The organism is Nonomuraea sp. LPB2021202275-12-8, assembly GCF_037044575.1.
In the GTDB taxonomy this organism is placed as follows: domain Bacteria; phylum Actinomycetota; class Actinomycetes; order Streptosporangiales; family Streptosporangiaceae; genus Nonomuraea.
This window is the reverse complement of sequence record NZ_JBAHWD010000001.1, coordinates 364334-384369: the sequence shown is the minus strand read 5'-3', so window position 1 is coordinate 384369 and position 20036 is coordinate 364334. Positions and strand designations below refer to the sequence as shown.

The following is a 20036-nucleotide window of genomic DNA, read 5'->3' as shown; positions in this document are numbered from 1 at the left end:
AAAGCAGCGGGCATAAGCGCCCACACGGAGCGCCAGTTTTCCGCCCGAACGAGACAGCTCGCCGTGAACTCGACATCCCACCTCATCACCGCCGACGAACTGCGCGGCCTCGCGCAGGACGTCCTCGCCGCGGCCGGCACACCCTCCGAGACGGCCGCGTTGGTCGCCGCGTCCCTGGTCGACGCGGACCTGGCCGGGCACGGCTCGCACGGGGTCCGGCGGCTGACGCCGTACCTCGACCTGATCGAGTCGGGCATGATCGTGCCGGCGGCTCGCCCGGAGGTCGTGTCCCGCCGCGGAGCCACCGCCGTCGTGTCGGGGCGGTGCGGTTTCGGGCAGGCCGCCGCCCGCCTGGCCGCCGCCGAGGCGGCCGACCTCGCGGCCGCCCACGGCGTGGGCGTGGTGGCCATCAGCGAGTGCAACCATGTCGGCCGGCTCGGCGAGTACGCCGAGACGCTGGCCCGGCAGGGACTGATCGCGCAGATCGCCGGCAACGCGGACCCGACCGTGGCCCCGTACGGCGGGAGCCGGAGGATGCTCGGCACCAACCCCATGGCCTGGGCCGCGCCACGGGCGGGCGGCGCGGCCGTGGTCATGGACTGGGCGACCGCCGCCATGGCCGAGGGCAAGCTGGCCCTGCTGCGCGCCGCCGGCGAGGCGGCGCCCGAAGGCGTGCTCGTGGACGCCGGAGGGCAGGCTTCCACCGACCCCGCGGACTTCTACCGGGGCGGGGCGCTGCTGCCGTTCGGCGGGCACAAGGGCTACGGCCTGAGCGTGCTCGTCGAGTTGGTCGGCGGGCTGCTCACGGGAACCGGCGTGGCCTGCTCGCCGGCCTACGACGGCACGTTCGGCACAGTGATCACCGCGCTCGACGTCTCGGCGTTCGTCCCCCTGGACTCCTACGTCGCCCAGGCCGAGTCCTTCTGCCGGGCGCTGCGCGAGTCCGGCCCCGGCGTGGTCGTGCCGGGGGAGCCCGAGGCGGAGTCGCGCCGGACGCGGCTGGCGGAGGGGATCCCGGTGCCGATCGCGGTGTGGGCCGGACTGGCCGGGCTGGCATCAAGACTCGGCGTTCCGTGGCCCGACTCGTCCCCGGGAGGTTAGATGGCCGCCACACCCGAGCTGAAGCGCGTCGTTCTGGGCGCGCTCGTCGGCACTGCACTGGAATGGTATGACTTCTTCATCTACGGAACCGCCGCCGCCCTGGTGTTCAACCAGCTCTTCTTCACCGACGCCGATCCGGCCGCGGGCACGATCGCCGCATTCGCCACCTTCGGCGTGGGCTTCGTGGTCCGGCCGTTCGGCGGTGTCCTGTTCGGTCACCTCGGCGACAGGATCGGCCGCCGCTCCACGCTGATCATCACCACCGTGATCATGGGGGTTTCCACGGGGCTGATCGGCCTGCTGCCCACCTATCCCGCCATCGGGGTGTGGGCGCCGATCCTGCTCACGCTGCTGCGGGTCTGCCAGGGCCTGGGCGCGGGCGCGGAGTTCGGGGGCGCGGCGACGCTGCTGGCCGAGCACGCCCCGCAGAGCAGGCGCGGCTACTACGCCTCCTTCGCCCAGACCGGCGTGCAGATCGGCCTGGTGCTCGGCACGTCGGCGTTCCTGCTCGTGCAGCTGCTGCCCGAGCCGGACGTCACCTCCTGGGGCTGGCGGGTGCCGTTCCTGATGAGCTTCGCGCTCATCGGGGTGGCGCTGTACGTGCGACTGCGGGTCGCCGAGTCGCCGGTGTTCAGGGAGATGGAGCGCAGCCGCGAGATCGTCAAGCTGCCGATCAGGGACGCGCTCGCCCGCTACCCGCGCAGCTTCCTCGTCGGCGTCGGCGCGCACATCTGCGACACCGCGGTCGTCTACACGCTGGCCACGTTCAGCGTCGCCTACGCCACCGCCGAGCTCGGCCTGAGCAGCCACACCGCGCTGCTCGGCGTGATCTTCTTCGGGCTGACCGTCATCGTGCTGCAGCCGGTCTACGGCGCGCTGTCGGACCGGATCGGCCGTCGCCCGCTCAACCTCTTCAGCGTGGTGTTCGTGGCGGCGTTCGCCTACCCGTACTTCCTCCTGGTCGACACCGGCGTGCCCTGGGTGGTGTGGCTGGCCATGATGATCATGGGAGCGGGCGGCTTCGCCCCCCAGGTGGCCGTGCAGCCGGTGTTCTACGCCGAGCTGTTCGGCGCGCGGGTCCGCTACACGGGGTTCGCCGCCTCCCGGGAGGTGGGCGCCGCGCTCGCCGGCTTCTCGCCGCTGATCGGCGCGGCGCTCGCGGCCCGGCTGGACGGCGAGCCGTGGCTGGTCGCGGCGTTCCTGATCGGCACCGCGGTGATCTCGTTCGCGGCGTTCTACGCCTCGCGCGAGACCAAGGACATGGACATCGCGGCCCTCGACCCGTCGCAGCGGCGAATGGTGGAGGACTAGAGCCCTTGGAGGGACGTATGGACATGCGGGGGAAGGTGGCCGTGGTCACCGGCGGCGGCACCGGCATCGGCGCGGCCGTCGCAGAGAGCCTGGCCAGAAAGGGCGCGGCGGCGGTCGTGGTCAACTACTCGCGTTCGGCCGGGGAGGCCGAGGAGACCGTCGGCCGCCTGAGGAGCCTGGGCTGCAAGGCCGAGGCGGTGGCCGCGGACGTGTCGGACGACGCCGCCGTGCGCCGGCTGGCCGAGCGGGTCCGTGCCGACTACGGCGGAGCGGACCTGCTGGTGTGCAACGCGGGGATGACCAGGTGGGTCCCGTTCCCCGACCTGGAGGCGCTCACCGACGAGGTGTGGGAGCAGGTCCTGAACGTCAACCTGATGGGCGCCTTCTACTGCGCCCGCGCCTTCGCGCCCGACCTGCGGGCCGCGCGCGGCGCGATCGTCAACGTCGCCTCCATCGCCGGGCACCGCGCCATCGGCTCGTCGCTCGCCTACGGCGTGAGCAAGGCGGCCCTGCTCCAGCTCACCCGCGGCCTGGCCGTCGCGCTCGCGCCCGAGGTCAGGGTCAACGCCGTGTCGCCCGGCACGGTGGAGACCCGCTGGCACGTGGACCGCCTGGGCGAGCAGGGGTTCGCCGACATGACCGCGAAGGAACAGACCAGGGTGCCGCTGCGCCGCACGGCGCAGCCCGAGCACATCGCCCAGATGGTCACCGCGCTGCTGGAGGCCGACATGGTGACGGGGGAGACTCTCATCGGCGACGGCGGAAAGCACCTGGCCTACTGATGCGGCTCTCGCGCCGGGCCCTGGCCGCCGTACCCGAGGCGGCCAGGCCCCGGCTCGGCCCGGCCGGGCTGCGCACCGGCCTGGTCCACCTGGGCATCGGCGCCTTCCACCGCGCCCACCAGGCGGTCTACACCGAGGACGCCGGCGATCCGGCCTTCGGCGTGTGCGGGGTCACCATGCGCAGCATGGCCGCCGCCGAGCTGCTCGGGCCGCAGGACCACCTCTACTCGGTACTCGAACGCGACGGCGAGCACGCCTCGATCCGCGTGATCGGCGTGCTGACCGAGGTTGTCGGCCCGGAGACCGGGATCATCAGGATCGCCGACCCGGCGGTCCGCGTGATCACCATGACCGTGACCGAGCCCGGCTACCGCCACGACCCCGCCACGGGGCGGCTGCGCGCGAGCGACCCCGAGGTGGCGGCGGACCTGGCGGGACGGCCGCCGCTGACCGCCGTGGGGCGGCTGGTCGCGGGGCTGCGAGCCCGCCGCGCCGCCGACGCCGGGCCGGTCACCGTCATGAGCTGCGACAACCTGGTGGGCGGCGGGAGGCTGCTGGCCGGGCTGGTGGCCGAGCACTGCCGGCTCGGCCGCGAGGAGGACCTGCTCGCCTGGATCGGATCGAACGTCGCCTTCCCGTCCTCCATGGTGGACCGGATCGTGCCCGCCGCCACCGCCGCGGACAGGGCCGCCGCCTCCCGGCTGCTCGGCGTGGCGGACCGGGCGGCGCTGGCCACCGAGCCGTTCCGGCAGTGGGTGATCGAGGACTCCTTCGCCGCCGGCCGGCCGCCCTGGGAGCAGGCGGGGGCGGTCGTCGTGGGCGACGTCGCGCCGTACGAGACCATGAAGTTGCGCCTGCTCAACGGGGTCCACTCGCTGCTGGGCCACCTCGGCGTGCTCGCCGGGCTCGGCACGGTCGACGAGGCGGTGGCCCGTCCCGACCTCGCCGAGGTGGCACGCCGCTACCTGGAGTACGACGCCGCGCCCACCGTCGGCCCGCCGCCCGGCGTGGACCTGGCCGCCTACCGCGTCCGGCTGCTGTCCCGCCTGGCCAACCCGGCGCTGCGCCACCCGCTCGCGCAGATAGCGGCCGACGGCACGCACAAGCTGCCGCAGCGGCTGCTCCCGGTGATCCGCGCCCGCCTCGCCCGGGGCGCCGAGCCCCGCTGGGCGGCGCTCGGGGTGGCGGCCTGGATGCGGTGCGTCTCGGCCGGACACGCCGACGACGGCGCGCCGCTGCCCGTCACGGACCCGGCGGCTGAGCGGCTGCGCATGCCGCAGGCCCCGCCGGCACAGGTGGTGGACCGGCTGCTGGGCCTGCTCGGGCGGGATCTGCCGGACTCGGGAGAGCTGCGCGCGCTGCTGGTGGACTGGCTCGCCCGGCTGGCCGCCGACGGCGCCCTCGCGACCGTCCGTGCGGCCGTCTGCGAGCAGCCACGCCCGTGAGCGGGTGCTACGGCAGGGTTTGACGAGGAGGTCCGGCGATTTTCTTCATACAGAAGAAAATTCTGACGAAATGCTCCTGGAGATCTGGACGGGCTGCTTTACCTGGGTCACAATCCGATCGTCAATTGAAGATCGTGGAGATGCCGCACGAGCGCGAGCCCGCGCGGCGTCCCAGCTCGGGACGGCGAGGGCGGATGCACGTAGCTCGTGGGCTGGTCGTAGTGATGTTGGCGGTCGCGATGGCGGCGACGCCTATCGATCATCCGGATGCCGTCGCCGCAGCGCGACAATCGGAGCCGGTCCCAGAGCAGCAGGGTGGGGAACCCACCGAGGCGTCGGCTCTCGCCGCCGCCCGTCGCACCAGGCAGCAGGTCGAGGTGGACGCGCTGCGCACCGAGACGCGCCAGGTGTTCGCCAGGCCGGACGGCACTCTCGTACTCGAGCAGCATGTGCGCCCCGTCCGCGTGCGCCAGCAGGGCCGGTGGGTGAACGTCGACCCGACGCTGCGGCCGCGGCCCGACGGCTCGATCGCGCCCGTCGCGACGGCGGTCGACCTGAGCTTCTCGGGCGGCGGCGACGGTTCGCCGCTCGCCCGCATGGCGCGCGGCGGCAAGGCGCTGGAGCTGGGCTGGCAGGGCACGCTGCCCAAGCCGGTGCTGGCCGGCGACACCGCCACCTACGCCGAGGTGCTGCCGGGTGTGGACCTCCAGGTCAAGGCGGACGTGGACGGCTTCTCCCACCTCCTGGTCGTCAAGACCCGCGAGGCGGCCGCGAACAAGGCGCTGACCGAGCTGAACTACCCGCTGTCGACCAGAAACCTGAGGATGAAGTCCACCAAGGGCGGCAACCTCGAAGCCGTCGACGGGAACGGCGGGACGGTCTTCACGGCCTCGCCGCCGTTGATGTGGGACTCCTCCGGCGCTCCGGCCGCGCGGACGCTCGCCGCCGAGGAGGTCGCTCCGCCGGATGCCCGCAACGAGCTGATGGGCGTGGAGCTCGCCGGGAAGCAGCTCAGGCTCAAGCCGCACCGCGGCATGCTGGAGGACCCGGGCACGCGCTTCCCGGTCTACATCGACCCGTTCTTCTCGGCGGCCCGCGGCTCGTGGACGGCCGTCTGGAACATCCACCCGACCTCCAACTTCCTGAACGCCAGCGACATCGCCCGGGTGGGGAAGGTCGACAGCCAGAAGAACCGGTCGTTCTTCCAGATGAACACCGGCTCGACCATCCACGGCAAGCAGATCATCAACGCGACGCTGCGCACGTACGAGACGTGGTCCTACTCGTGCAGCGCGCGCAAGGTAGAGGCCTGGGCGACCAACACGATCAGCAAGAGCACCACCTGGAACAACCAGCCCGCGTGGGTGAGGCTCCTCGACACGAAGAACGTGGCCAAGGGCTGGGGGAGCTCCTGCCTGCCGGGCGGGGTCGAGTTCAACGTCACCTCGCAGGTCGTGGACGCCGCCGCGAAGAAGTGGCCGAACATCACGATCGGGCTCAGGGCCACGAGCGAGACGGACAACTACGGCTGGAAGAAGTTCAAGAACAATCCCAGCCTGGTGATCGAGTACAACTCGCTGCCCACCGCGCCGGTCGCCGCGGACGCCTGGTCGGACCCGGGAGGCGGCTGCGTCTCGGGCGACGCCCGGCCGATCGTCAGCAGCCCGACCCCCAAGCTCTGGGCCAGGCTGCGTGACGCCGACAACTCGGTCAAGGGCCGGTTCGAGTGGTGGAACGCCGAGACGAAGGTCGGCGAGTACGTCACAGCGCTGGGTTCGACCGGCAGCGCCTACCCCGCGGTCGTCCCGGCGGGCGCCTTCGCCGACGGCTCGGTGATCCGCTGGCGGGTCCGGGCGGAGGACGGCAGGGCCTCCAGCGCGTGGAGCCCGTGGTGCGAGGCGTCCGTCGACGCCTCCGCGCCGGGCATCGAGCCGGGTGTCACCTCGCCCGAATACGCCGAGAACGGCTGGAACGACGGCGTCGGCAGGGCCGGCTCCTTCACCTTCACCTCCAACGGCGTCGCCGACATCGCCTCCTACGTCTACGGGCTGGACACCACGCCGAAGCAGGAGGTGGCGGCAGGCGGCGCGGACGGGTCGGCGACGATCCGGCTCACCCCGCGCCACGACGGCCCGAACGTGCTGTCGGTGCGCGCCAAGGACCGAGCGGGGCACCAGGGGCCGATCCGCTCGTATGTGTTCAACGTCAACAGCGGCAGCGGGCCCGACGGGCACTGGGCGCTCGACGACGGGCAGGGCACGGTGGCCGTCGACCGGGCGGGCACCCGTCACGCGACCTTGCAGGGCGCGGCCTCCTGGGCCTCCGGAAGGACCGGCCCGGGACTGCGGTTCGCCGGCGGGCACGCGCAGACCGGCGGGCCCGTCGTGTCCACCCTGCACAACTTCACGGTGGCCGCCTGGGTGCGGCTGACCAGCGTCACCGCGGCGGCTACCGCGGTCGGCCAGGACGGCGGCCGGGCGGGCGGCTTCGCCCTGCAGTACTCCAAGGCGGACAACCGCTGGGCGTTGAGCCGGGCGACCGCGGACGCGGACGGGGCGCCGTCCGTGCGGGCGCTGTCGGCGGCCGCGCCGAAGCTCGGCGAGTGGACACATCTCGCCGGCGTCTATGACGCCGCCGCGAGGGACCTGTCCCTGTACGTCAACGGCCGCCGGGAGTCGGCGGTCGCGTTCACCCAGCCGTGGGAGGCGTCCGGGCCGCTGGCGATCGGCAGGGGGAAGGCCGCTGGAGCGGGGGCCGAGTTCTGGTCCGGTGACGTCGACGACGTCCGCGTGCACGGCCGGGCGATGTTCGACGACGAGGTCGCCGACCTGGTGAACAGCGCCGCGACGCTGGTCGGGCACTGGAAGCTGGACGAGGACGGCGGTGTGAGCGCCGCCGACTCCTCCGGCCGGGCCACGCCGGCGACGGTGGCCGGTGGCGCGCTCTGGAGCGACGCCTGGCTGGACGGCGGGCTCGCGCTCGACGGCGTCGACGGCCACGCCCAGACCTCCGCCCCGGCGGTCAACACCTCAGCCGGGTTCACCGTCTCCGCCTGGACGCAGCTCGACTACCTGCCCACCCGCGACGCCGCCGTCGTCTCCCAGGTGGGCAGCAGGGCCGGCGGCTTCCAGCTCGGCTACGACAAGGAGAAGGGGCGGTGGGCCCTCGGGATGGCCACCGCCGACACCGACACCGCCGCGGTGGCGCGGACGCGTTCCGACGCCGTCCCCGCGCCGTTCGAGTGGGCCCATGTGGCGGGGGTCTACGACCCCCTGCAGGGCGAGCTGCGCGTGTACGTCAACGGCGGGCTGTCGGAGAGCACCATCACAGACCACGTGAGCGCGTGGAACGCCATCGGCCCGCTGCAACTGGGCCGGACCAAGACCGCGGGCGTCTTCACCGGCTACTGGCCGGGGACCGTCGACGACGTTCGCACATACGACGGCGTGCTCAGCGCCGAGCGGATCTCCCAACTAGCCGCCCAGTAATCCCCCCACCCCCCACTGGGAGAAATTCATGGATTCGCCAGAGTTAGATCCCCCGGAGACCTACTGGAATCGTTTTCAGTCGCCTGTCCGAGAGTCGCCGTGGCCCCGGCGGCTGGCGACGATGCTGGCCGTCATCGTGGTGGTGCCGCTGGTGCAGGCCCTGCCCGCGACGGCCGCCCCGCGCACGGCCCCGGAGGTGCAGAAGGAGACCCCGGTCCGCGGCCAGCCGGTCAAGATGCTGCCCAAGGCGGCCGATCCGGCGGAGAAACAGGCCTGGAAGGCGCCACCGGGCGTCGCCTGGCCGAAACCGCAGGCCGTCGAGTTGGGCGGCGCGCAGGCCAGGACCCTGAGCGCGGACTTCCCCGTACGCCTGGCCGAGCAGAAGGGGGTGAAGGCGGCGGAGTCCGGCCCGGTCCGCGTCGAGCTGCTCGACAGTGCGAAGCTGCTCGGCCTGGCCATGCGGGTGTCGCCCGGGCAGGGAGTGGCCGCCAAGGGCGGCACCACCCGGCTGGAGATCGACTACTCCGCCTTCCGGCATGCCTTCGGCGGCGACTACGGCGCCAGGCTGCGGATGGTGCGCCTGGAAGAGTGCGCGCTCACCGCCGCCGCGACGGCCTGCCCGCAACCGGAGCCGGTACCCTCCGACAACGACGCCAAGGCCGGCACGCTCACCGCCGACGTCGCGCTGTCCGGGCTGTACGCGCTGGCCGCGGCGCCTTCCGGACCGTCGGGAGACCACGCGGCGACCTCCCTCGCCCCGTCGGCGAGCTGGAGCGTCGGCGCCCAGTCCGGCGACTTCACCTGGAGCTACGACATACGCGTGCCGCCCGCGCTGGGTGGCGAGGAGCCTGAGCTGTCGCTCGGCTACTCCTCCCAGAGCGTGGACGGCCGCACCGCCTCGACCAACAACCAGCCGTCCTGGGCGGGCGAGGGCTTCGAGCTGAACCCCGGCGGCTACATCGAGCGGCGCTACAAGTCCTGCATGCTCGACGGCAAGAAGACCGGCGACCTGTGCTGGGACCAGGAGAACGCCACGCTGTCCCTCGGCGGCTCGGCCGTCGAGCTGGTCAAGGACGCCACGACCAAGCAGTGGCGGCCCAAGCGCGATGACGGAACCCGCGTCGAGTACCTCAAGGGCGCCGTCAACGGAGACAACGACGGCGAGTACTGGCGCGTCACCGCCGACGACGGCACCCAGTACACCTTCGGGCTCAACCGCCTGCCCGGATGGGCCACGGGCAAGCCGGAGACCAGGTCCACCTGGACCGCGCCGGTGTTCGGCAACAACAGCGGCGAGCCCTGCTACTCCAGCACCCCGGCCAACGCCTGGTGCCAGCAGGCCTACCGGTGGAACCTCGACCTGTCCGTCGACACCCACGGCAACGCCACCACCTACTGGTACGCCACCGAGAAGAACTTCTACGGGCGCAACATGAAGCCCGAGCTCGGCACCGAGTACGTGCGCGGCGGCCACCTCACCCGCATCGACTACGGCTACCTGAAGGGCGAGCTGTTCACCCGGTCGCCGGCGGCCCGCGTCGTCCTGGACGTCGCCGAGCGGTGCGTGCCCAGCGGGGCCATCACCTGCGCCGCCGACCAGCTCAAGAAGGAGACCGCGAGCCACTGGCCCGACGTCCCCTTCGACCAGATCTGCAACTCGGGCGAGAAGTGCACCAACCGGCTGTCGCCGACCTTCTTCTCGCGCAAGCGGCTGGCCAAGGTCACCACCCAGATCCTGAACACCGACACGGCCAAGTGCTCCGGCCAGCCGTACTGCGCCGTCGACTCCTGGACGCTGGGGCACTCCTTCCCGGCGACGGGCGACGGCCTCAGCCCCTCGCTGTGGCTGGCCTCCCTCCAGCAGAGCGGCCACGTGGGCGGCACCCTCACCCTGCCCAAGATCACATTCGCCGGGACCCAGCTCCCCAACCGGGTCGACTCGGACGAGGGCCGCGCGCCGCTGGTGAAGTGGCGGGTCCAGTCGGTGCACAACGAGACCGGCGGCGAGCTGCGGGTCAACTACGCCCCGGCCGACTGCAAGCCGGGAGACGTGCCGGCCGCCGACCGCAACGCCCGCCTCTGCTTCCCGCAGCGATGGGCGCCGGAGAACGAGGGCGAGGTCACGGACTGGTTCCACAAGTACCTGGTCAAGCAGACGGTGGAGATCGACCGGGTCGCCGCGTCGCCCTCGGTGATCACCGACTACGAGTATCTGGACGGCGCGGCCTGGCACTACGCCGACAACATCCTGGTCAAGCCCGAGCACCGCACCTGGTCGGACTGGCGCGGGTTCGGCCGGGTCCGGATCCGGGAGGGCGACGGTCAGGACACCAAGCGGACCCTCACCGAGTTCAGGTACTTCCGCGGGATGAACGGCGACCGCCTGGCCGACGGCTCCAAGCGCAGCGCGCAGGTCGAGGACAGCGAGGGCCGCAAGCTCGACGACCACGACCAGTTCGCCGGATTCGAGCGTGAGGAGATCCTCTACAACGGCGACGGCGGCGCGATCGCGGCCGCGACGACCGAGGAGCCGTGGTCGCTCAAGACGGCCGAGTCCACCCAGGGCGGGGTCACCAAGACCGCGCACATCGTCGAGCCCAAGTCCATGGTCACCCGCACCGCCCTGGACGGCGGCAAGTGGCGGCGCACCGGAGAGGAGCGCGGCTACGACGAGTACGGCCTGCTCAGCCAGATCGACGACAAGGGCGACCTGACGACGGCGGACGACGACCAGTGCACCCGCTACACCTACGCCCGCAACGGGACCGCCTGGATGCTGGACTACGCCAGCAGGATCCAGAAGGTCGCCACGGGATGCGCCACCGGCGCGGCGAAGCTGGCCGCCGAGACCGTCATCTCCGACGAGCGGGTGCACTACGACGGAAAGCCGTACGGCGAGGCGCCCGTCAGGGGCGACGTCACCACGGTCCAGGAACTCGTGTCCGGCGACGGCTCGACCGTCAACGACGCGGTCCGTACCTACGACACCTACGGCCGGGTGATCACCGAGACCGACGCGGTGGGCACCCAGGTCACCACCGCCTACTCGCCCGCCTCGGGCGCCCCGGCGACCGAGGTCAGGGAGACCAACCCGCTCGGGCACGTGGACCGCACGTTCCTCGAACCGGCCTGGGGCGAGCCCGTGGCCGAGATCGACGCCAACAACCGGCGCGCCGACATGGAGTACGACGCGCTCGGCCGCCTGGTCAAGGTGTGGCAGAGCGACCGCAGCAAGGCGGCCGGGCAGTCGCCGAGCACGGAGTACTCCTACGTGACGCGCACCGACGGCCCCAGCGTCGTCACCTCCAAGACGCTGCGGGCGGACGGCGGCTACACCGTCAGCCACGAGCTGTTCGACGGCCTGTCGCGGCCCCGCCAGACCCAGGAGCCGGCACCGCGCGACGACCAGACGCAGGATCCCGCGCTGCGGGACGGGCGTACCGTCACCGACACCTTCTACAACTCGCTCGGCGAGGTGGCCAAGAACAACGGCGGCTACTTCAGCCCGGGCGAGCCGTCCACCACGCTGCTCGGCGTGGCCGACACCGACGTCCCCAGCCAGATCGCCGCCGTCTACGACGGGACCGGTGAGCTGACCGCCCAGGTTCTCAAGGTCAAGGGCGCCGAGAAGTGGCGCGTCACGGCCGAGACCAAGGGCGACCGGGTGGACATCACCGCCCCGCCCGGAGGCACCGCCACCACCCGCATCGGCGACGCCGAGGACCGGCTCGTCGAGCTGCGGCAGTACAAGGCGGCCACGCCGACAGGCGAGTACGAGGCGACCAAGTACGCCTACGACCACGCCGGCCGGCTGGCCAGCGTGACCGACCACGCGGGCAACGTGTGGCGCTACGCCTACGACATGCGCGACCGGGAGATCAGGACCGAGGACCCGGACAAGGGCGTCACGACGTTCACCTACAACGACGCCGACGAGATCGCCACCACCACCGACGCGCGCGGCAAGACCCTGGCGTACGTCTACGACGACCTGGGCCGCAAGCGGGAGCTGCGCGAGGGCTCCACGAGCGGCACCCTGCTCGCCGAGTGGAAGTACGACGCGCTGGCCAAGGGACACCTGAACGCCAGCATCCGCTACGTGGACGGCCAGGCGTACAAGGCGGAGATCAACGCGATCGACGCCGAGTACCGCACCCTCCGGCAGACCGTCACCGTCCCCGCGCGGGAAGGCAAGCTGGCCGGGTCGTACGTGCTCAACACCCGCTACACCCTCGACGACCAGGTCCAGTCCGTGAGCTTCCCGGCTGCGGGCGGGCTGGCGGAGGAGTCGGTCGTCTACACCCACGACGAGCTCAGCCAGCCGGTCAAGGTGACCGGCCTGTCGTCGTACGTCACCGCGACCCGCTACTCCAAGATGGGCGAGACGCTCCAGCACGAGCTGAGCACGGGCGGGAAGAAGGCCTGGCTCACCTACACCCACGACGAGAGCACCCGCCGGCTGTCCCGGACCCGGCTGGACCGGGACGGCGCCCCGTCGGCCGACCTGGACCTCAACTACACCTACGACCCGGCCGGCAACATCACCAGGATCACCGACCTGGGCGGCGGCCAGTCGCAGGACACCCAGTGCTTCACCTACGACCATCTGCGCCGCCTGACCTCGGCGTGGACGGCCACCGACGCCTGCGCGAGCGGCACACCGCAGTCGGACAAGATCGGCGGCGTCGCCCCGTACGCGACGAGCTACGCCTACGACTCCACCGGCAACAGGACGAAGGAGACACAGCACGCGTGGGGCGGGCGCGCGGAGTCCGTACGCTCCTACACCTATCCCAAGCCCGGCGAGAAGCAGCCGCACGCGGTCCAGACGGCCGGGGCGGACGCCTTCGGCTACGACGAGGTGGGCAACACCACCCGGCGCAAGATCGGGACCGCCGACCAGACCCTGGTCTGGGACGTCGAGGGCAACCTCGCGTCGGTGACCGAGGCGGGCAAGGTCACGTCGTTCGTGTACGACGCCGACGGCGACCGGCTCATCCGCAAGACGCCGACGGACGCGACGCTCTACATCGACGACATGGAGCTGCGGCTCGACTACGCCAAGGACGTCGTCGAGTGCACCCGCTACTACACCATCGGCGGCGAGCCGGTGGCGGTGCGCACGCCGGACAACGAGGTGTACTTCCTGGCCTCCGACCACCAGGGCACCGCGCAGGCGGCGGTCAAGGCGAGCAACGGTGACCTGGCCGTACGCAGGACGACGCCGTTCGGCCAGGATCGCGGCACGGCGCCGGCGTGGTGGCCGGGCCAGCGCGGCTTCGTCGGCGGCGGGCAGGACGCGACCACCGGGCTCGTCCACCTCGGCGCCCGCGAGTACGACGCGCGCAACGGGCGGTTCCTGTCCGTCGACCCCGTCATCGACGAGGCCGATCCGCAACAGCTCAACGGCTACGCCTACGCCAACAACAGCCCCGTCAGCATGAGCGACCCGGACGGGCAGCTCGTCTGGTTCGTGGTCGGGATCGCGGCCAGGATCGCGGCCCGGGCGATAGCCAAGAGGCTCGCCCAGGCGGCGGCCAGGCGGGCCGCCCTCGCGCTGGCCAGGAAGCGGGCCGCCGCGCTGGCCAGGCGGAAGGCGGCGGAGCTGGCCAAGCGCAGGGCCATCGCCAAGGCCAAGAAGAAGGCCGCGGAGCTGGCCAAGAGGAAGAAGGCCGAGCTGGCCAAGCGCAAGAAGGCCGAGGAGGCGAAGAAGAAGGCCGAGGAGGCCAGGAAGAAGGCGGCGGAGGCGGCGCGCAAGCGCAGGGCCGCGGCTGCCGCGCGTCAGGCCAGGAAATCCGCGAGAAAGGCCCGGGCGGCCGCGAGCAGGGCACGGAGCAGACGCGTCGGCCGGGCCCCGACCAGGGCGGTCCGCCAACGGCCCGCACACCGGCCGACCAGCCACCGGGCGGCCCAGCGTCAGTCGCCGCCCAAGACCGGCCGCGCACCTGTGAGGCAGGGGCAGGTGTACGGCAACAACGGCCAGGTGCAGCAGACCAGATCCGTCACCGTGTACCGCGACGGGAGGATGTATCCGGACGGGCGCCCGCCCTCCGGCATGCCGCGGCCGAACGGGTCGGGCCAGGGCGTCAAGAAGGACTACAAGCCTGAGGCCCTGGAGCCGCCCGAGACGAGGTCGGGCACGATCGCCAACACCGGGTTCAGCAGCGTCCGGTGGTTCGACAAGAGCGGGCTGGACGACTTCCTAGGAGGCTTCTTCTAGCGCCGCCCGGCACGCCGGCGCGGGGCCTCGGCCCCGCGCCGGCGCGTGTTGGGTCTTGTCCGTTCGGTCAAGTCGGCTTTCAATGATCTCCATACCACTGCCCTAGGAGGAGCCGATGCGCGGCTTGCGTGCGGGCGTAGTCGTCCTGACGATGGTTCTCACGACATTCCTGATGTCGGGCCCCTCCATCCCGGAGGTCGCCGGCCCGGCCGATCCGGAGCCGGTCTCGCTGGTCACGCTCTCGGTGCCGGACCAGGCGGCGATGGAGCGGCTGGTCGCCTCCGGCGCCGACCTCACCGAGCGGGTGCGGTCGCAGCCGGACGGGAGCATCCAGGTCGACGCCGTCGTCACCGCGACCCAGCTCACCGCGCTCCGGCAGTTGGGCGCGACCCTGGCGGCCGAAACGCCGCAACGCCGCCGGACCCCGCCGGCCACCGCGGCGAAGGACCAGATCGTCGTCGAGCGGGCGGTCTGGTTCAAGTCGCGCGACGGATACTTCCTGTCCGTGGAGGCGTCCAGCAACGCCGGGGCCGCCGCCACGCTCAGCGTGACCTGGAAGGGCAGGCACGGATCCACCGGCCAGGTGGCGATGGTGCCGTACGTCGACGCGGGGGCGTACCTGGGCCACCAGCTCAGCACGCCGGTGCCGGCGGAGAGCCAGCCGCAGTGGGTCACCATCACCTCGGCCGGCGGCGGCAAGGCGGAGGCCCGCGTCAAGGAGTGGCCCGACGGCGAGCGGCCGGACCGCAACCGTCCCGGCTACCAGAAGGACTTCGTCAGCCAGTACATGCCTCCCGGGCAGCTCAACGACCGCGTCAAGGCGCTGCACCAGCGCTTCCCCTCGCTCACCGACATCATCGAGCTGCCGAACCTGACCAACGGCTACCGGCGGCACGCCCAGGCCCTGATCGGCACCCCGCCAGGCGCCGCCGTCGTGGTCACCTCCACCGCCTACGGCTCCGAGGGCGGCAACGACCTGTCCGTCGAACTCGTCACCCCCGGCGCGCCCGGCCGGGAGCTGCAGGTGACGGTGAACGGCAAGCAGATCACCGTCAGCCTGGCCACCGACGGCTCCGGCGCCCCCACCAGCACCGCGGCCCAGGTCGTCGCGGCGATCAACGCGACCGCGGGCACCGGCGTCACCGCCTCGACCTACCGGGCCGACGCGGGAGCCGGCGTCATGGCGCCCGCGCCGCTCGCCCAGCTCAGCGACTTCCTCCAGGCGCCGGCCGACGTCTCCCGCGCGCCCATGCGGGTGCTGGCCCTGCGCATCGGCACGCACCGCGACGGCTCGCGGACCGGCGTGCTCGCCTACGCCCAGGAACACGCCAGGGAGTGGGTGACGCCACTGGTCACCATCGAGGCGGCCGAGCGGCTGCTGCGCAACTATCAGCGCGACCCGGCGACGCGCAGGCTGCTGCAGCGCACGGACATCTTCATCGTGCCGACGGTCAACCCCGACGGCGCCAACTACAGCTTCTACGACTTCAACTCCCAGCGTAAGAACATGACCAACCACTGCCCCGCCCAGCAGTCCGACCCGGCGCTGCGCAACACCTGGGGCGTGGACGTCAACCGCAACTACGCCGTCGGATCGCTGTCCGACGGCTACTTCGGCGCCTCCGCCAACTGTCAGAGCGGCACCTTCGCCGGCCCGGCCGAGCATTCCGAGCCCGAGAGCCGCAACGTCGTCTGGCTGGCGCAGAAGTACCGCAACATCAAGTTCGCGATGAACGTGCACAGCTACGGCGGCTACTTCATGTGGCCGCCGGGAGCCTACAAGCTCGACGGCCGCGTCACCCTGCCCCGGCCCACGGCCCAGCAGGAGGCGTACTTCCTGCGCTCGGCCCGCACGATCGAGGAGGCCATCGCCGCCGAGCGCGGCACCGTCACCTGGCCGCAGCAGACGGGCCCGGTGACCGACGTCCTCTACTCGGCCGCGGGCAACTCCGCCGACGAGCTCTGGTACGACTTCGGCATCTTCGGATGGGACTTCGAGGTCGGCAGCGACCTGTGGAACCCCGAGACGCAGGCGTGGGAGGGAGTGGGCTTCCAGCCGCCGTTCAGCGAGGGGCACGAGGAGGCGATGGAGTTCGCCTCCGGCCTCATCTCGCTGATCGGCGTCGCGGCCGACTATCGGGACCGCTAGCCGGCGGGTGCCCCGAGATATTCGGCGATCGCGGCGGTCGCCGGGATGACCGTGGGCAGCGGCGGGCGGCTGAAGTAGCCCGGCTTGTGGGTGCGCAGCAGCAGCTCGCCGCTGCGCTCCCACTGGAAGCCCTTCCTGTTGAGCAGCCCGGCGAACACCTCGCCCGCCTTCGCGAGGTCCCGGGCGGCCAGCCGCTGGATCGGCACCGGCGAGACCTCCTCGCCGCGGAGGTAGGTGGACAGCAGCTCGCGGTAGTCGCGCTTGACGACCAGGCGCGGATCGGCGAACAGCTCCTCCAGCCTGCCGAAGTCCGCGTAGAAGCCGAGCCCGCCGACCTCGTCGAAGATCAGCGCCACGGTCTCGGCCGACGTCACCCGCTCGGGCAGCTCCAGCGGCTGCGGCGCGGGCCCGCCGAGCCGGGCCGCCTGGTGCGCCAGATAGCCCCGCATCGCCAGGGCGACGTCGTCGCCGAGCAGGACCGCCAGATCGGCGCCGAAGTAGCCGACGAAGCATCGCCGCTGCGCCCGCTGCAGCTCGCGGGCCTCCTCCAGCAGCACGGGGTTGCGGAAGACCCAGTCCGGATGCTCCAGCGCGATGCGGGCGGCCACGGGCGCCAGCGTGTCGCCCGCCTCGGCGGGGTGCACCGCCGGGGTGCCGCTGATCAGCCAGTCCGCGCCGAGCGGGATCAGCCTGCCGACGACGTACATGCCCGGTGCGAGCGGCTCGAAGGCGCTCTCGCCGAGGTTGGAGAAGGCCCGGTAGACCAGCTCGTCGACGAGGTTGAACAGCAGCACCGCCCCTCCGTCGACCACGCGCACCTCGAAGACGCCCTCCACCACGGTCTTCCAGCTCAGCAGCAGCTCGACGTCGGCCCGGTCGAGCCCCGCCCGCTCGGCCACGAAGCGGTCCACGACCGTCTCGCCGGAGGGCAGCCGGTGCTGGTGGGCGAAGAAGTCGACGGGCAGGAACGCGGCGGCCTCGTCGGCGGGCGGGCCGCCCGCGTAGAACCGGCCGAGCACGGTGCTCAACTCGGCCCCGAACCTGCCCGACGTGGCGAAGTGGACCAGCTCTGCCTTGAGCTCCACGGCCCGCGCTAGCTTGCTCATCATCACTCCTCGTGTCCGGAGTGACACTATCCGTCCGAGCTGCGCTCGCGGAGCGGTTCGCTCGATGTCGCCTGCCGGGTCACCTGTTGAGCGCGGAGTGGCGGCGGCTGTAGGCGAAGTAGATGATCAGGCCGAGCACGAACCAGGCGGCGAAGCGGAGCCAGGTCAGCGGGTCCAGGAAGGTGATCAGCCAGATCGAGAAGATCACGCCGATGGCCGGCACCACCGGCATGCCGGGCGTGCGGAACTGCCGGGGCAGGTCCGGCTGGCGATAGCGGAGCACGATCACGGCCACGCACACCACCACGAAGGCCAGCAGGATCCCGATGTTGGTCAGCTCGGCCGCCTCCCGGATGGGCAGGAACCCGGCGATCACCGCCGAGGCGATGCCGACGATCCAGGTGACGCGCGAGGGCACCCGCCGGACGGGATGCAGCTTGGCGAACCACAGCGGCAGCAGCCCGTCCCTGCTCATGGAGAACCACACCCGGGTGACACCGAGCATGAAGGTGAACATCACGGTCAGGATGCCGATGATGGCGCCCACGGCGATCACCGACGCGAGCCCTGACAGCCCGACCGACGCGAAGGCCGAGGAGAACCCGCTCTCCGGGTCGATCTCCCGGTAGTTCTGCATGCCGGTGAGCACGAGCGTGGCGAGCACGTACAGGATCATCGAGATGACCAGCGAGTACATGATGGCCCTGGGCATGTGCCGCATGGCGTCCTTGGACTCCTCGGCGGCGGTGCTCATCGCGTCGTAGCCGAAGACGGCGAAGAACACGGTGGCGGCGCCGGTGATGGCCCCGCCGACGCCGAAGGGGAAGAACGGCGTGTAGTTGGCCGTGTTGATGTAGAAGAAGCCGACCACGATCACCAGCAGCACCACGGCGACCTTGATGCCGACCACGATGGTCTCGAACCTGGCCGCGGTCCGGATGCCGAGGTTCAGCAGGAAGGCGATCAGCAGGCACAGCACCACTGCGAACAGGTCCACCACGTGCCCCTCGCCGGTGCCGGGCGCGCCGAGCATCCAGGCGGGCAGGGCGAAGCCCAGCTCCTGCACCAGGAAGCCGAAGTAGCCGGAGATGCCGATGCCCACGACCGCGACGATGGCGGTGTACTCCAGCAGCAGGTCCCAGCCGATGAACCAGCCCACGATCTCCCCGAGGACCGCGTAGCCGTAGGTGTAGGCCGACCCCGCCTTCGGGATCATGCCGGCGAACTCGGCGTAGGAGAAGGCCGCCGCCGCGCTCGCCACCCCGGCGATGAGGAACGACACCAGGACGGCCGGCCCCGCCGTCTGGTTGGCGACCGCGCCGGCCAGGGCGAAGATGCCCGCGCCGATGATGCCGCCGATGCCGATCGCGGTGAGCTGCCACAGTCCGAGCGTGCGTGACAGCTCGCCCTCGTGCTCCGCCGCGATCTGTTCCACCGGCTTGCGGCGGAATATGCCCCCTGAAGAAGCCACCACAGCCTCCTGACACCCCGTTGATTCCAGACCAGGCCCTTTCCCACCTGCGGCTTTCCTATGCGGAGGAAGGTGCTCGGCGTGACGCCTTGATCACGCTCCGATGCGGCCTTAGCCTCGTGCTGCCGGTGATCGGATGCGCTCAGATGGGGGATGGCCCATGTCAAGGACCGGGATCTCGTTGGCGGTGGCCGTCCTCGTGGCGGCCGCGCTCACGCCGGCCACCACGGCTCTGTCCCGGACGGCTCGCGGCGCGGTGGCGTGCCCGCTGGTGTTCGGGCACGGCGGCTACCCGAAGGATCCCGGCGCCACCACGAAGGACCAGATCCGCCAGGCCAACAACCCCCGGGCCGTCAACGACATGCGGGCGTGGGGCGCCGACGGGGTCGAAGCGGACGTCCAGCTCACCCGCAACGGCACCAAGGCGGTGATGTGGCACAACATCACCACCAACGGCCTCACCGGCGGCAACCGCAAGATCACCGACCTGTGGTGGACGGCCGGCGCCGACAACCTCAGTGCCCGGCGGATCTCCCGCGGCCCCTACTCCGGCGAGCGCGTGCACACCCTGCGCGAGTGGCTGGACCACGTCAGGTTCACCGGCCTCATCGCCCTGCTGGAGATCAAGCCCCAGGCCAGGGCCGCGCTCAGCAGTGCCGCCCACGGGGCGGCCGCCTGGCGGGAGATCTCGGCCCCGATCCTCGAACGGCAGGCCTCCCAGCGGATCATGGTCTACTCGACGGACGCGTGGATCCAGGGCGAGCTCGACAGGCGCCACCCGGCGCTGCTCAAGGGCCCGGCCGCCAGATGGGCCGACAGCGCCGCCTGGGACGAGCCGGCACCCGACTGGAGCCTCAACGTGGCGCGCTGGCAGAGCGTGCTGGGCCAGGCGCCACCGAGCGTGATGACCAACTACACCGCCGACTACCGGCGCTGGCTGAGCGGCAGGTGCACCTGAGCGGG

At 71.8% G+C, this 20036-nt stretch carries 10 protein-coding genes; 8 read left to right on the top strand and 2 right to left on the bottom strand.

Going from position 1 to position 20036, the window contains the following annotated elements; genetic code table 11:
- Nucleotides 1–63 precede the first annotated feature (63 nt).
- From V5E28_RS01820 to V5E28_RS01790, 7 genes are all read left to right on the top strand, one after another.
- Nucleotides 64–1101 carry an Ldh family oxidoreductase gene (locus V5E28_RS01820; protein WP_336204285.1) on the top strand — a complete coding sequence of 346 codons (1038 nt, stop codon included), beginning with the start codon at nucleotides 64–66 and terminating at the stop codon, nucleotides 1099–1101.
- Nucleotides 1102–2412 (top strand): MFS transporter, encoded by a 1311-nt coding sequence (locus V5E28_RS01815; protein ID WP_336204283.1) that lies wholly within the window; start codon nucleotides 1102–1104, stop codon nucleotides 2410–2412.
- A gap of 17 nt (nucleotides 2413–2429) precedes the next feature.
- Nucleotides 2430–3194, top strand: a complete 765-nt coding sequence (locus V5E28_RS01810; RefSeq protein WP_336204281.1) for an SDR family NAD(P)-dependent oxidoreductase — start codon at nucleotides 2430–2432, stop codon at nucleotides 3192–3194.
- A complete protein-coding gene (locus V5E28_RS01805) occupies nucleotides 3194–4639 on the top strand; it encodes a mannitol dehydrogenase family protein (RefSeq protein WP_336204280.1) in 1446 nt (481 codons plus the stop codon). Before V5E28_RS01810 ends, V5E28_RS01805 begins: the two co-directional genes overlap by 1 nt.
- A 194-nt stretch (nucleotides 4640–4833) precedes the next feature.
- Complete coding sequence (locus V5E28_RS01800; protein ID WP_336204278.1) at nucleotides 4834–8127, top strand: LamG-like jellyroll fold domain-containing protein; 3294 nt, start codon at nucleotides 4834–4836, stop codon at nucleotides 8125–8127.
- A gap of 28 nt (nucleotides 8128–8155) precedes the next feature.
- Complete coding sequence (locus tag V5E28_RS01795) at nucleotides 8156–14347, top strand: RHS repeat domain-containing protein (RefSeq protein WP_336204276.1); 6192 nt, start codon at nucleotides 8156–8158, stop codon at nucleotides 14345–14347.
- Nucleotides 14348–14462: 115 nt separating this feature from the next.
- A complete protein-coding gene (locus V5E28_RS01790) occupies nucleotides 14463–16496 on the top strand; it encodes a M14 family zinc carboxypeptidase (RefSeq protein WP_336204274.1) in 2034 nt (677 codons plus the stop codon).
- On the opposite strand, the gene V5E28_RS01785 is transcribed toward V5E28_RS01790, so the two are convergent.
- Both V5E28_RS01785 and V5E28_RS01780 read right to left on the bottom strand, forming a co-directional pair.
- Nucleotides 16493–17602, bottom strand: a complete 1110-nt coding sequence (locus V5E28_RS01785) for a hypothetical protein (protein WP_336204273.1) — start codon at nucleotides 17600–17602, stop codon at nucleotides 16493–16495. The genes V5E28_RS01790 and V5E28_RS01785 overlap by 4 nt on opposite strands.
- 79 nt (nucleotides 17603–17681) lie before the next feature.
- Nucleotides 17682–19073, bottom strand: a complete 1392-nt coding sequence (locus tag V5E28_RS01780; protein ID WP_336204271.1) for an amino acid permease — start codon at nucleotides 19071–19073, stop codon at nucleotides 17682–17684.
- A gap of 160 nt (nucleotides 19074–19233) precedes the next feature.
- Here V5E28_RS01780 and V5E28_RS01775 point away from each other — a divergent pair, with 160 nt between their 5' ends.
- A complete protein-coding gene (locus tag V5E28_RS01775) occupies nucleotides 19234–20031 on the top strand; it encodes a glycerophosphodiester phosphodiesterase (protein WP_336204268.1) in 798 nt (265 codons plus the stop codon).
- Nucleotides 20032–20036: the final 5 nt, after the last annotated feature.